At 41.6% G+C, this 13,699-nt stretch carries 16 protein-coding genes; 6 read left to right on the forward strand and 10 right to left on the reverse strand.

The genetic code is table 11. From position 1 onward, the window contains the following. Positions 1-11: 11 nt before the first annotated feature. Complete coding sequence (locus PPIS_RS21665) at positions 12-311, forward strand: antibiotic biosynthesis monooxygenase family protein (RefSeq protein ID WP_010369735.1); 300 nt, start codon at positions 12-14, stop codon at positions 309-311. A 212-nt stretch (positions 312-523) separates the two neighbouring features. Here the strand turns inward: PPIS_RS21665 and PPIS_RS21670 are convergent, their stop codons facing one another. Further along, positions 524-928 (reverse strand): RidA family protein, encoded by a 405-nt coding sequence (locus PPIS_RS21670; protein ID WP_010369732.1) that lies wholly within the window; start codon positions 926-928, stop codon positions 524-526. 168 nt (positions 929-1,096) lie between these two features. Between PPIS_RS21670 and PPIS_RS21675 the strand changes: the two genes are divergently transcribed. Continuing rightward, positions 1,097-1,678, forward strand: a complete 582-nt coding sequence (locus PPIS_RS21675; RefSeq protein WP_010369729.1) for a TetR/AcrR family transcriptional regulator — start codon at positions 1,097-1,099, stop codon at positions 1,676-1,678. Positions 1,679-1,850: 172 nt separating this feature from the next. On the opposite strand, the gene PPIS_RS21680 is transcribed toward PPIS_RS21675, so the two are convergent. Beyond that, positions 1,851-2,417: a CGNR zinc finger domain-containing protein gene (locus PPIS_RS21680; RefSeq protein ID WP_010369726.1), complete on the reverse strand. Its 567-nt coding sequence runs from the start codon at positions 2,415-2,417 to the stop codon at positions 1,851-1,853. Between the two features lie 279 nt (positions 2,418-2,696). Between PPIS_RS21680 and PPIS_RS21685 the strand changes: the two genes are divergently transcribed. After that, a complete protein-coding gene (locus tag PPIS_RS21685) occupies positions 2,697-3,113 on the forward strand; it encodes a VOC family protein (RefSeq protein ID WP_010369723.1) in 417 nt (138 codons plus the stop codon). A 387-nt stretch (positions 3,114-3,500) separates the two neighbouring features. On the opposite strand, the gene PPIS_RS21690 is transcribed toward PPIS_RS21685, so the two are convergent. The 5 genes from PPIS_RS21690 to PPIS_RS21710 form a co-directional block, all read right to left on the reverse strand. After that, positions 3,501-4,433, reverse strand: coding sequence for an alpha/beta fold hydrolase (locus PPIS_RS21690; RefSeq protein WP_010369720.1), 933 nt, complete (start codon positions 4,431-4,433; stop codon positions 3,501-3,503). A gap of 365 nt (positions 4,434-4,798) precedes the next feature. Then, the gene (locus PPIS_RS21695; protein ID WP_021032517.1) at positions 4,799-5,812 is read right to left on the reverse strand and encodes a DUF5924 family protein; all 1,014 of its coding nucleotides are present in this window, start codon (positions 5,810-5,812) and stop codon (positions 4,799-4,801) included. Between the two features lie 245 nt (positions 5,813-6,057). Next, positions 6,058-6,522 carry a hypothetical protein gene (locus PPIS_RS21700; protein ID WP_010369714.1) on the reverse strand — a complete coding sequence of 155 codons (465 nt, stop codon included), beginning with the start codon at positions 6,520-6,522 and terminating at the stop codon, positions 6,058-6,060. A 148-nt stretch (positions 6,523-6,670) separates the two neighbouring features. Beyond that, a complete protein-coding gene (locus tag PPIS_RS21705; RefSeq protein WP_010369711.1) occupies positions 6,671-7,252 on the reverse strand; it encodes an FMN-binding negative transcriptional regulator in 582 nt (193 codons plus the stop codon). Continuing rightward, positions 7,249-7,824 (reverse strand): GNAT family N-acetyltransferase, encoded by a 576-nt coding sequence (locus PPIS_RS21710; protein ID WP_010369709.1) that lies wholly within the window; start codon positions 7,822-7,824, stop codon positions 7,249-7,251. Before PPIS_RS21710 ends, PPIS_RS21705 begins: the two co-directional genes overlap by 4 nt. A 96-nt stretch (positions 7,825-7,920) precedes the next feature. On the opposite strand from PPIS_RS21710, the gene pdxR reads away from it, so the two are divergent. From pdxR to PPIS_RS21725, 3 genes are read left to right on the forward strand one after another with little or no spacing between them, the layout of a single operon-like run. Beyond that, on the forward strand, positions 7,921-9,378 hold the full coding sequence (pdxR, locus tag PPIS_RS21715) for a MocR-like pyridoxine biosynthesis transcription factor PdxR (protein WP_010369707.1): 1,458 nt from the start codon (positions 7,921-7,923) through the stop codon (positions 9,376-9,378). After that, positions 9,371-9,688, forward strand: coding sequence for an RNA-binding protein (locus tag PPIS_RS21720; protein ID WP_010369704.1), 318 nt, complete (start codon positions 9,371-9,373; stop codon positions 9,686-9,688). Before pdxR ends, PPIS_RS21720 begins: the two co-directional genes overlap by 8 nt. A gap of 17 nt (positions 9,689-9,705) precedes the next feature. Then, positions 9,706-10,110 (forward strand): lysozyme inhibitor LprI family protein, encoded by a 405-nt coding sequence (locus PPIS_RS21725; protein WP_010369699.1) that lies wholly within the window; start codon positions 9,706-9,708, stop codon positions 10,108-10,110. A gap of 59 nt (positions 10,111-10,169) precedes the next feature. Here the strand turns inward: PPIS_RS21725 and PPIS_RS21730 are convergent, their stop codons facing one another. The 3 genes from PPIS_RS21730 to PPIS_RS21740 form a co-directional block, all read right to left on the reverse strand. Then, complete coding sequence (locus tag PPIS_RS21730) at positions 10,170-10,859, reverse strand: DUF4386 family protein (RefSeq protein WP_010369698.1); 690 nt, start codon at positions 10,857-10,859, stop codon at positions 10,170-10,172. Positions 10,860-11,020: 161 nt separating this feature from the next. Then, the gene (locus PPIS_RS21735; protein ID WP_010369694.1) at positions 11,021-12,160 is read right to left on the reverse strand and encodes a S8 family serine peptidase; all 1,140 of its coding nucleotides are present in this window, start codon (positions 12,158-12,160) and stop codon (positions 11,021-11,023) included. 591 nt (positions 12,161-12,751) lie between these two features. Continuing rightward, positions 12,752-13,618, reverse strand: a complete 867-nt coding sequence (locus PPIS_RS21740) for a LysR family transcriptional regulator (protein WP_010369692.1) — start codon at positions 13,616-13,618, stop codon at positions 12,752-12,754. Positions 13,619-13,699 lie beyond the last annotated feature (81 nt).

The following is a 13,699-nucleotide window of genomic DNA, read 5'->3' on the forward strand; positions in this document are numbered from 1 at the left end:
AAGGAATATTGATGGTTATTGAAATTGCCCGTTTTCAAGTAGAACCTAGTGTGCAAGACAAATTCTTTGAGTCTTTTACGAAAGTTAGAGTTTACCTTGAAAAGGCTGAAGGCTATCTATCTCACGTTATTAGCCAAGAAATCGAAAATCCTTCTTGCATTTGTTTAATGGTTGAATGGCGTAGCTATGAAGATCATGTTGAAATCTTTGAACCTAGTGGCGAGCATGACATTTTTCTGAATGCACTAATGCCATTTGTTAACAGGCAACCTGAAGTGCTTCACTATAGCACTCTGTCCACTGCAGTTTAAAATCAGCAACTAAGGCGGCTGCCAGCGTACCATAGATAGGCTCAGAATACAGAACTGAGGTGCGCTTGCAGTCTAATAGACATTTTTATTCATGCTCGAATATTGGTCTGATTAGTGTGTAGAGTTGTCATTTAGAATGATAACTTTTAGCATATTGCGCATTCACCAACCACCCTTTAGTTAAAAGCGATGACTTCACCGATATAAATTTGTCATGCCTTGGTGGGTATTCTCGCGATGACTTTGATCTCAAAGTCGAAACCAGCTAACCAATTGACACCGACTGCCGTCCAATTAGGATAGGGTAACGTCTGAAATACCTCCTTTTTCACTTCCATTATCGCTTCAAATTGATTTTCTGGGTCAGTGTGAAAAGTGGTAACATCGACGATATCATTTAACTCGCAACCTGCTGCTTTGAGTACGTTGGTTAAGTTTTTAAAAGCAAGGACCACTTGCTTCTTAAAGTCAGGTTCCGGGCTACCATCAAGGCGACTGCCAACTTGGCCAGACACAAATAGCAGGTCTCCAGATTGAATAGCAGCAGAGTAACCATGTTCGTCATATAACTTATGACGCTCAGAGTCTTCGGGGAATATGGCTTTACGTTGTAGCATAGGAATGATCTCTGTAAGAAAGTAATGTGAATAGATAGTGTGAAAACACAATCTAAGTTAGTTGGATTCCGATAAAATTAGATTCATATACGGAATGTATGTGATATTAATTGACATACGCATCGTATGTCAATTTAAAGTAGTCGTTGTATTAGAAGTGATTAAGAAATGAAAAAACGCATTGAAAAAATGGCTGAAAATAAAGCTAAACTAATTGCAGCTGCGCGACAGGCGTTTACAGAAAAGGGCTTTTCGGCAGCATCGATGGATACAATTACTGCTAGTGTGGGATTAACTCGAGGAGCGCTCTATCATAATTTTGGTGATAAGCAGGGGCTTTTAGCTGCGGTAGTTGAACAAATCGATTCAGAAATGGCGTTGAAGGCCAGAGCTGCAGGTGAAAAATTTGAAGATGCATGGGAGGGACTTTTAGCGGAGGGAGTTGCCTATATTGAAATGGCCTTAATTCCTGAAGTTCAGCGTATAGTCTTGTTAGATGGTCCAGCATTTTTAGGGGATCCCTCTCAGTGGCCTAGCCAGGATGGATGTCTTCACTCGACACTGAAAAAAGTAAACCAACTAATAGAAAACGATGTGCTTAAACAAGTAGATGCTGAAGCTGCGTCTCGACTACTTAATGGAGCTGCATTAAATGCGGCTCTTTGGGTTGCATCAAGTTCAGAGCCCAAAGATGTACTACCAAAAGCCATATCCGCTTTTAAAGTGCTCTCAACGGGATTACTTAAATAAAAAAGCTAGAGAGTCGACAATCTAAGCTGAAAGGAGGCTGTGCAAGCATATTTAAGGCTACAAAGCCTAAATATGCTTGTGTCTCTTATAGTTATATATCAACTTTAGTTTAGTGGCCAAGTAATGGCCTTTGGCAATGACACGGCTCCTTAGGTCTAGCTCCAGCATAGGCTTAATCGCTCTGCTGTTTTCTGGAGCGAAATGCTGCAACTTTTTTTCTGTTGCCGCAAAGAGACATGCTACACCAGCGACGACGATGCGATTTTGTTTTATCTAAAAATACCAACGTACAATCATGGGCTTCACATTGTCGAATGGACCTTATTTCTTCACTACACAGTAAAGTAGCTAACGAGTTTCCAATGGGCTCCAATAAGCTCTCAATATTATTGTTTTTTCTCTGTTTAATCCGTTTGAAGTTATTGGAGGTGTTATCCCATTCGATATATTCAGCAGGTTTTCCTCTATCCAATAAGTTGTTAAGAAACACAGGATCGTACTCTACAGCAGAAATAGCTGAATCGATCATTTCCCGTGATACCGTTCGTAACTTTTTCGCCTTTTCACTAATACCTAGAGGTACTTCTGAATAATCTGTGGGGAGACAGCCTGCTGATTTTAGCCACGCAACCGTACTCTCATCATCGCTTAGGTAATCATGATATTCGTCAGACGTACCATATTCACTATTAATGAAATCTAAAACTAAGTTGTTTGCTAGGAAGTAAGGTTGATTCATATCGGAGACTTATATGTAACCACTGTTCAGGTTATTTTAGGTTACCAGATAACACTGTCACCATCAAATTGCTACCTTATCGGTGATAAGAAGTCGCTTTTTTTGCTGAGCTTATTCTTGGCTCACTAGATAGTATGTTGAACGACGTGATTAAAGCTCAGCCTGAGAAGTAAAGTTAAATATGCTGTGACTTCATGTGTCCAACTCTATAGTTACTGCCATTAGCTGTCAGTCGGTGTTAGTTATACTCACAGCACTTCATACACAAAGGATAACCTTATGAGTATTACTAGCGTTACACATTTAAATTTTAGAGGCCAAGCTAGAGGGGCTTTGACGTTTTATAAGTTAGTCTTTGGCGGAGAGTTAATCACTATTAGCTACAGACAAGGTAATATCGTGCAGTCGGAGTTGGAAGCTGATCAGATTTTATGGGGGCAGGTTACGAGTGAAGATGGGTTTCAAATTATGGCATATGATGTTCCATCTAGTATCACACTAGATAGAGGAGTCCGGCCTTTTTACGTATCTATACGAGGTAATGATGAATCAGAGATTAAAGGATATTGGGAGAAGCTTAGCGAAGGAGCTGATATCATTCATGAGCTAGCCTCTGCAGGTTGGTCTCCTCTTTATGGCATGGTTAAGGATAAATTTGGTGTGATTTGGGTGTTAGATATTGCCCCTTCTTTCTGAGGTAATAAGAGGTAACGATACCTTGGCTTTGAGGGAGGTTATTCATATATTTACAAACCAAGGCACTTCGATGTAGCCACAGGGCTTTAAGAAATATTTAAAAACTGATACCAGAAATGCAGTAGCTAGAGTTGGTAGTTCTCTAGCTATTTAATTTTTCTCGTTAGAGTGAATGGAACTCAGTGCTTGACCCGCCACTTAATGCTTAAAGTCCACTTTGTGCCACCAAACAATTGCCACGTAGGTTAATAAAGTAAAGGGTTGCGTCCGATTGGTATCCCCACAGTGTATCGCCCGAATTACATTAAATAACTGTGCTATACAGACTCTACTCGTTTAAATACCAATCAAGTAGTTGTAAAAACTTTTAATCGAACTTGTAAGCATCTACTTGTTGAGGTTCTTGTTTAAGAAGCGCTTAATAACAGGAATGATTTCAGATTGATGAGTTTCCAAAGCGAAGTGCCCTGTATCATAAAAATGCACTTCTGCATTTGGGATATCTTTTTTCCATGCGGTAGCTCCTTCAGGTAAGAAAAATGGATCATTCTTACCCCATACCGCGAGAATTGGTGGCTGATGTTTTCGGAAGTATGCTTGATATTGAGGATATTGCTCGACATTAGAAGCATAGTCTAGCAGTAAATCTAGCTGAATATCAGACATACCTTCCTTTGTTATATGATGGCCTTCGAGTGTATATCCATCAGGAGATATTTTACTCAAATCATCTACTCCCTCTTCGTATTGCCACTTGATTGATTCTGGAGTTGGGAAATCACTCAAGGCTATACGGTTTTCTCTTGATGGATCTTTCCAATACTTTTTTATAGGCTTCCACCCAGCTCCGAGGCCTTCTTCATACGCGTTTCCATTTTGAGAGATGATTGCTGTGATTTTTTCTGGATTTGTTGTGGCTATTCGCCACCCTACAGGTGCCCCATAATCATGAACAGCTAATGCAAATGTTGTTAAGCCTTTTTGCTCAATAAACTTTTCGACAGTTTTGGTTAGGTTTGCAAAAGTATATTGATAACTATTGTCAGCAGGCACTTTTGTATATCCGAATGCAGGTAAATCTAATGCAATTAGATGGTAATCACCAGAAAGTGCATTCATTACATCCCGCCACATATAAGAAGAAGCAGCAAATCCATGCAACATCAGTATAGTTGGTGCGCTTTTATCTCCAACTTCGCGATAAAACACTCTTACATTCTCAACCTGTTCATATTCATAACTAACGCTTTGCACTGCCCCTACTACTAATGGCGACATAGCCGCAGCTATTATTGATGCTGAGATAACTTTTTTGTTCATTGTATAAACCTGTAACCAGTAAATTTTGAAGTTTAAGGTTACAACTTGGGCTTGTAACCTGTCAAGTCTATATTTAATGGTTACTGATGGGGCTTATGCTACACAGCTAGCGTGTTTTTCTAGATCAAAATCTCTTGTATGGTAAAGAGTTGGACCGTGTTATTTAGCCTTAATCGTTGACCATGGAAGGGTTCTTTCTTGCCTAAATGTTAAAAAGAATATGAAATGTGATGATACGAGGTTATGAACTCCCGTATATATTAACGAGTGATTACAGGAAGGGCTTGATTGCTTATAGGGGGTTTTCAATGAGATGTTTTTCCAAAACTACTAAATTTCTAACCAAGCAAATTAGAAAACTATTCCTAAAGAGAAACAGTAAATTTTGTTAGGCCAATCAGTTGTCCTGAATTGGTGACAACGTGCACCTCCCATTTACCTGTTGAGTCGGCGGGAAAGTTGGTTTTATGGCTCCAAGCACGATAGCCTTCTTCACGTCCACCGCTAATATTTAACGGAATTCGGTCGACCACTTTTTTGTTGTGTACCCACACGTGAAAGATCTTTTCGTTTAGTCCCCGAGGTGCTTTTACCGCGCTCCAACTATACAAGCCTTGGTTGTGAAGCGAATGGGTATCGAGGTGTTGGATACTGTTCATCGGTTTTCGCTGCTGCCTATCAACTTCATAAGCCAATGCTATGTCGGTGAGTCGTAAGGCCGCAGGGGGAACCCAGCTACGTAGCTGCCACAAGCCAGTACTAAGCGCACTTAGTAGCAGAGCCAATAAGGGAAAACGCCACCATCTTGCGTGTGGCATGACATTGCCAAGACTCGGTAGGGTAAGAATAATGGCGGTGACTAGCGCTATTTGTATACTTTGGTCGGTTGTAAGATGAAGTAAAATAGGAAGCGTAACTGAAATCACAACAAATAAGGCAAAATTATGGAATACCATAAACAGCACATTGTGCCGGGCTAGCTTTTTGTAATATATCGGGTCCACAACGGAGATAAACGCGCAGAGTGCAATTAAGCAGGTAAATGCAGCCTGTGGATGATTCCATGTTGTGGCAGCCAAGAAAAAAGGTAGTGCGAAGAATAGACTTTCCTGTTGCACCATTTGTAGGGCAAAGCGCATAAAGTTGGGTGACAACACAATACCAAAACGTTGCTCCACTTGGTCGCGAAGCCAGTTATCAATAATAAGCCACAGCCAACTGGTGAGTAAAAGCAGAGCGATGATCTGTGAAAACGACTCTTTCCGTTCAACTAAAATAAAGCTCGCGATACCGCTACAAAAAGCCAGCACAGCCATCAGGCCCGGCCACTTCTGCATCATCAAAATAAATTTTGTTATTAGGTTTTTGAAATAACGCATGGAAATCGAAATTGCTTGCTGATTTTACCATTGAAGCATCTTAATCATGAATGCAATATGAGCTTGAATGTACTAAAGATTCATACATTTAGCATTCGCAAGGGGAGGTTTCAGCTCTTGATGTTAGATGAGCTAGATATTTAGTGTGATTACAAAGTCCATTAGCCAGTGCTTTTCGTTGACGCAAACAGTGGTTGGCTGGAGTACAAAATTGACATGTTGCGCTTTGACCCCAGTCTAGAGGTTTATAGTTTACTGATTAGCGTTTCAGACTTGCCAATCAATTCGCTTGAGTCTTTACCTGTTTTTTGATGGATAGTAACGAAATACTCGATTGGATATTTCAGCCTAGAAAGTACCATTTTAGGTGCATTAAGGCTTTTATCTACAGGCGTAGGCCAAGTAATAGAAACGCTTCCAGTCGTATCGTTAAGAATGCAAGGGTGGCTCGTACCTTTGAAGCTAGTTACGGATGTCCCATCGATATTGGCAAATAAAACTGAGCAAATATATAGCTTGTTTTCTGGACTGAAATTCTCAATGGCGTAATCGAAAGAAATCTTAATTTCATGTTTTCGTTGCTGTAAGTTGCCAATTTCTTCAACTTCCAGATTGGACAGTGATGCAGTGCTTAATTCTATTTTAGAATAATCTATTGTTGCGCAACCACTGAGGATGAGTAGTGATGCTAAAATAGGTAATACTTTCATTATTTTCTCCTTAAAATAAAGTCTGTAATAAGTAGCTAAAACCTTCCATAATTTGCTCTTGTCCAAAGCCTCTTTAATGAAAGATAACGTGACGTGTAGACTTGCGTCATGAGGAAGGTAACGAAAAATTAAACTTTTGTCACTATATTTATACAAGCAAGCTGTACATCGCAGGTTTTAGCGGCTGTAAATGTGTTTTGATTTTAGCGCGAATATCACTCGACTGGTTTTGGCTTAACTTAAAAGCGCCATGCATCGAATTGATTTTAACCTTGAAAAAGTTAATGGCGTTAAACAGTGATTGGCGTTGATTGGCAGGCACGCTATCAAGCTGCCAATCACTATTTGAAAACTGCTCAAAATGCGTTATTTGCGCTTGCATTGACGCGTATTTTTCATCATCAGTAGCAATAAGCGCGAGTTCACCTTCAACTATCACATTTGCGTACAACCACGTGGGGAGCTTAATGTCAGGGATAACCGCAGGTGAAAGGTAATAATCTTCACAGTGGAAAACTGCTTGAATAATACCGTCCGCGTGGAAAATTGGGTTGTCTTTTGTAGCGTGTCCGAGAAAATAAGCATGATCATCACTTAATGTTAGCGGTACAAAAACGGTGTTTATCTTGCCTTCCTGTATCACCGTCAGCGTGGCCAGCGGGTGTTTTGTGATCACAGAGCTGAGTATGTTTGGATTGCTTTCAACGTAGTAGTTTCTAGGGTAGCTCATAACTTTTCCTCCAACCTCGCTTTCACTTCAGGCCACATCTCGTCGGTGATGGCGAATCGTGCTGTATTACGGTAACTTCCGTCGGGCAGGCGCCTATCTTTTAACGACAATCCTTCAAAATGGGCACCGAGACGTGCGATGGCATTACGAGACTTATGGTTAAATTCATGCGTTTGAAATTGCACACGTACTAGTCCAATCGCCTCAAAGGTATATTTGAGCAACAGGTATTTGGCGTGGGTATTAACATGCGTGCGTTGAAATTCAGTACCAATAAAAGTATGGCCGATCTCGGCACTTAGGTTGAGTTTATCAAGTCTAAACAAGCGGCTATTACCAGCCAGTTTACCTGAGTCTTTATCGATGATTGCAACAACAAGTTGTTCGCTTTCGTCAAACTGCGCTGAACCGTAAAACCATTGCTCTATTGTTTTTTGATCGCGACAATAATTGTTAAATACCCATTTCCAGATCTCGGCTTTTTTGCCTCGAGCCAATAACTCAGGTAAATGCGCTGCTTCAAGTGGGGTGAGCTTAACGCGATTGGATTCTAGCGTTTGTTTTGAAAGCATCAATATTCCATTCATTCTGTGTTTTTAATGCTTGCATATTGCGCTGATTTTGGTTGATATAAAACAACCAGATTTAATAATTTAATTAGACCAGTTTTGATTTCTATTAGCCCAAAAACACAGTCTCAAGATGCTAAACATAAACGCTTAGCAGATGTTTTACGCTGCGCCATTACTGAGGGTAAACTCACACCCGGTGACAAACTTCCTTCGGCCCGAAAGCTGGCTGAGTTACATGGTATGAATCGGCATACGGTGATGAATGCGCTACAAAACTTGGTAGCTGAAGGCTGGCTGGTGGTCAAAGAGCGTAGCGGCTATCGAGTCAATACTGAACTACCTATTTTCAGTAGCCAACAGATAGACACTAAAGTGCCTTCTACACCACAAATCGTACCGCAATTTGCTAAAAGACTGACTCCAGTAAGCAGCACTAAGCGTAAAGCCTACCGCTATAGTTTTGCAGGAGGCTTACCAGATCTTCATGCCTTTCCCTATGATGAGTTTAAGCGGTTTTTGGTAAAGGCGTGTCGCAAAACCAATGTCAGTCATTTTCACTATTCAGACATTGCGGGGTGCGAGTTACTGAAATCCCAAATTCAGGCATATTTGCGCCGAGCAAGGGGGCTAGTATGTGATGATTTACTGATTTGTAATGGCTCCCAAGAAGCGCTTTCTTTGGTGGCAAATACATTTATTAACCCTGGTGATGGTGTTGCCATCGAGATGCTTGGTTATCCACCTGCTCGGCACGCCTTTACCAATGCGGGCGCTGAAGTTTTTGCATTAGCCCAAGACGCAGAAGGCATTAAAGTGGAGGCCTTGGCGCGCTGCCTTGAACAAAACAAGGTGAAGCTGCTGTATTTAACACCGCTACATCAATACCCTACGACTGTCACGTTATCCGTACCGAGGCGAATGGCGATTTATCAGCTGTGCCAGCAGTATGGCGTGTTTATTATTGAAGACGATTACGACCATGAGTTTCATTATCTTTGCCCGCCGTTACAGCCGATGGCGGCAAGCGATCCAAGTGGTATAGTGATTTATATTTCCACCTTCTCAAAAATCATGTTTGCCGGTGCTCGTGTGGGCTATATGAGTGCGCGGACAGATGTGCTTGCGCAATTGGTAGCACGTAAGCAGCTACTTAATCACAAAAATGATGCGCTTACCCAGTTGGCTGTGGCTTACTGGATGGAAGAGGGCGGGTTTGAGCGCCATTTACGCCGCATGACCAAATCCTATCAAGTACGCCATCACGCGATGGCGCAGCACCTAAGCGAGCTTAAAGCTAAGTTAGATATCGACTTTGAAATTCCACAAGGCGGTATGGCGTATTGGGTAAACAGCAAACGCGACGTCTCGAAATTATCTGAAAAAGCGCTTGAAAAAGGGATTTACGTACAATGTGAGCCTGAATTTACTCTCGATAAGGCTAGTAGTTTAAGTCATATTCGCTTAGGCTTTGCGGCGCAAGAAGTCGAGCAACAGCAAGCTGGGCTGAGTGAGTTATTTGCTTTGGTCGCAGAGCTGGAGAAAAATCATGAATAAGCAACAAGCACTGGCCGAATTTGTTACATTCGGCCCACACAAAGCGCAGGCGTTAGATATACTATTGAACGATAACAGCGCAGTATCGCTCGCTATCAGCAAGGCGATGTTAAGTGTGGTATTAGCAAAATATCTCAGCGGTGAAATTGACGAAGATGACCTCGAAAATTGGGCTGGGTTTGTTGAACTGCGTGACGAGATTGATTGCACCTTAATAGAGGATTACCTCTACGCGTTGAATAATCCAGAGCTGATGGGGGGAATTAACCTCGACTCCATCGGTAATATGTTGAAACTCATTAAAGGTTAAACGCAAAAGGAAATACCATGAAACTAATTGCGGCTGTATTGTTTTTATTAAATTGCCAAATCGCGTTGGTGGGAGGAGATGTGTGTGAAAACCCTATCTCAACCATAGACATCAACGAGTGTGCAATGAGCGAGCTTAACGCGCGAACCGAAGCACTTGAACGTTACTACCAAAAAAGCCTTGAACATAATGCTTTTGATGAGCAACTGGTGGAAGCGATAAAAGCCTCGCAGTTGGCGTGGCAAAACTACTTCGATGCACACTGCGGCGCGGTATATACCCAATGGCGAGAAGGCACTATTCGCGGTGTGATGGCGCTCGAGTGTCGTAAGGAATTAGTTAAAACCAGAACCCATACACTTTGGGCTAACTTTTTGACTTATATGGATAGCACTCCACCAGTATTACCAGAACCTGAGTAAACGCTAGGCTTTGGCGATCACTTTTGGGGATATTATTTCAGCAGTGGTTGTGCCTTAACTTAGTCGGGAGCAACCTCTGATGGTGTCTTATTCCTCAATAGCATCACGCCTAATCCTATAAACCATAGGATTTGTCCAAGACCAAATATAGCCGTAGTAACCTCAAAAAATGGGTTTTTGGCAAGGTAAGATAAACCTGAAAATAAAGTTAAAATCCCAGCTAGACTCACAAGCAAACCCCAATAATGAAGCAGTGGGCTAAATATTTTATGTTTGAGACCGACGCAACTGATTGTAAGTACCCAAATCGCGCCAACCAATTCAATGCCACCGCCAAGCGCATCTACCACTATCGAAATGGTGCGATTGATCGTTAATGCAAGCGAAGGATCCATCTCATAAAATTTTGCAATCGCTTCAATGCTGGTTAAAAAAATCATAGTACTGGCAAGGACAATCGCCGCCCAAATATAGCCAACAACGATTGCAAACTTCATCCAGTCAGGTGACATGGTGTTAAAGCGTTGATGAATTGCCTGCACCAACACAATCAAAGCAAAACTGAAAATAATCCCAATCACGATATAACCAAGAAAAAAGGTATCGCGATTTTGCACAAAGAAATCTAGATAAAGCGCTGGCGTATTGTGCTCACTTGAGTCCAAAACCCCAAAAAATAATACAAAGCCAAATAAATAAGTCGCGGCTTCTGTGAGTGCGGCGACGCCTCCCCATTTTTGTAATGACATAGCGATTCCAGTAAATTTGATTATTATTGTTGTCCTCAGTTTAGCAACATATTAAGCATCAGCTCCAGAATTGGGCGTGTTTATTTGTAACAATAGTTTATTGAGCAGGGAAGGGGATTCGGGAGAGGAGAAGAGCACCTTTAGGTGCTCTCCAAGTTATATTAAAGATGAACGATGCTATCGGCATTGCCATCAGGATCGTTTGATGCTTTGCCATCAGTACCTGGGTTACCATTTCGCATCATGATCACAGCACAGGCGGCAGGTGAAGCCATTGAAGTGCCTGACATCGTCGTTGTTCCGCCACCATTTTTAAGTGATAAAATGCCAACACCAGGAGCTGCATAGTCTACAGGTGGGTTGCCATAATTTGAAAAGCTTGCAAAACGGTCATTTGAGTCGGTCGCTGAAATAGTGAATACGCGGTTGTGTGACGCACTAGCTGGAGATACATTTGCCGCATGCTGGCTTTCGTTACCAGCGGCTACCACAAAGAAAGCACCTGATTGTTGCGCTGCGCTTTCAACGGCATCATTTAGTTCTTGGTTGAAGCCGCCACCCAAGCTCATATTTGCGCAGTCGCCAGGACTTGCATTGACCGCAACGTGATCGACACCAGCTAAAACACCTGACCAGCTGCCTGAGCCGCGAGCATCTAACACTTTTACTGGAACGACAGTGGTGCCAGCTGCAACACCCACTACATCAATACCGTTATCGAGCGCGCCAATCGTACCCGCAACGTGTGTGCCGTGGCCGTTGCCGTCGTCCATGCCTGCATTTCTACCGCTAGAAAATGCAGAGAAACCGCGGCTTGCGTCAACGTTCAAATCTTGATGATCTAAGTCGATACCAGTATCAATAACCCAAGCGGTATAACCGTTGCCATTCACAGGACCACCAACACGCGTTACACTCCAAGGTGTTGTTTGTGGGTTACCACCACCACCTGGTTTTCCCTTTGCCTTTGCTGGGCTTGCATACACTTTACCATCGGGAGTAAAGCGCATCACATCGCTATTTCCTGCAAACGCAGATTTAGCTTTGTCACAGCTCATGTTCACGGCCATGCCTTTAATGGTGTTTTTATAGACATGTTTCGCTTGTGCATTCGCTTTTGCGACCATGCCACGCGCTTTACCTTCAACATCAAACTTTGAAACATCATCTTTAAAACGCACGATGCAGGTATTCGCAATTTCCGCATCCACGGCTGCGCCTTGATACGTTGCATCTTGTGCAAAAACTGTAGTAGCACCAAACGTCGACATGATAGACAAAGTAAGTAGTGTTTTTTTCATCTTATTGTTCCTATTTATAATTATTTTAAAATTAACCTTTGAAACAGGTTGGTAACAAAGTTAGCTGTATATTAATAATTGTCAAAGGTGGAACGAAAAAAATATCTACTTTTTCCTATTTAGGTGCATAAATGAGTAGTATTTTGATTTTAACTTATCCAATCAAGTTGAGTTTATGCGCTGTATTGGAGTGTTGTATTGTCACCTTTCTATAAAATGAGACATCCATAATTGGAGTTTTCTGCAATCATTAAAGCGGAGACTAATTTATAAAAAATCACGTTTACCGAATCAAAGATCATTGCTGTGCTAAAAGAAGCTGACTCAGTTATGAAAGTGAGGGCGTATGTCGTAAACACGGCATTAGCAATGGTATGTTTTACAACTGGAAGTAGAAGTATGGTGTTACGGAGGCTTCTGATGTTAAAAAGCTTGTAGAAGAAAACCTTAAGCTCAAAAAAATGTATGCTGAAGCCAGCCTAGAAAATAGTGCGATTAAAGGGCTCTTTGCAAGAAAGGTTGGTTACAGCAGACAAGCGCAGTCGCGCAAGCATCTTAGCCTGCTCTGTCTGAATCGAAGATGGAAAACTCCTAATTGTCAGGTACACACTTAGAAAGCTTATTTTTAAGCCAATGCTGAAAGTGCTCATCTTTCGTTCCTAATTCGCTTGATTGCCGCAGTAATACGTAATTATGCCCCGATAAAATAAAGCCGAAAGGTGCAACCAGCCTTCCATTAGTCAAATCATCTGCAACTAGAGGGTATGAGCCAATTGCAGCTCCAAGTCCATCTGCGGCTGCCTGTAGACAGAAGTAAAAATGATCAAATGATTGATTAGACTTGTTTAGATGAATTCCATTGTTTGATTTCATCAACCAATTGTTCCATGCGCTTGGGCGTGTCTTACTGTGAAGCAGGGTTATATTCGAATAATCATGTTGAACTTTATTCCAGTACTCTTTAGAACAAACAGGACCGACCCATTCTTCAACTAACTTTTGTACTACATAATCTGAGGGTATATCAAAGTCATCTCGACGAATTGCCATCGACAAGCCAGCTTCTCCTAGCGTGATAGGGCCCCCAGCAGTAGATAACCTTATATCAGTTCCAGATAGGTTGTAATAGTCCGAAAGTCTGGGCATAAGCCAGCGCATGGTTAATGTAGGCTCGCATGATATTTCAAGATAATTATTTTTGGTACTTCTTAACTTAATAATACCTTGATCTAATGCATCAAAAGCCACATTGGTATATTGCTTAAGTAACTCTCCATCTGGGGTAAGCACCATTCCCCGGCCTTTTTTGTAAAACAGTGGCAGAGAAAGGTAAGTTTCTAATAATTTAATCTGCTTACTCACTGCTCCATGAGTTATGTGAAGCTTATCTGCCGTCACACTATAGCTGGAAGACTCTGCGGCGATATGAAAAACATGAAAGGCTTTAAGGTGTCTCATCTGTGATTTTTTCTCACATAATTTATGCGTTTTTTTCGATTATATCTGGCTAAAAAAATACTTACAATAATCCTAAATCGA

The organism is Pseudoalteromonas piscicida (assembly GCF_000238315.3).
Taxonomy (GTDB): Bacteria; Pseudomonadota; Gammaproteobacteria; order Enterobacterales; family Alteromonadaceae; genus Pseudoalteromonas; species Pseudoalteromonas piscicida.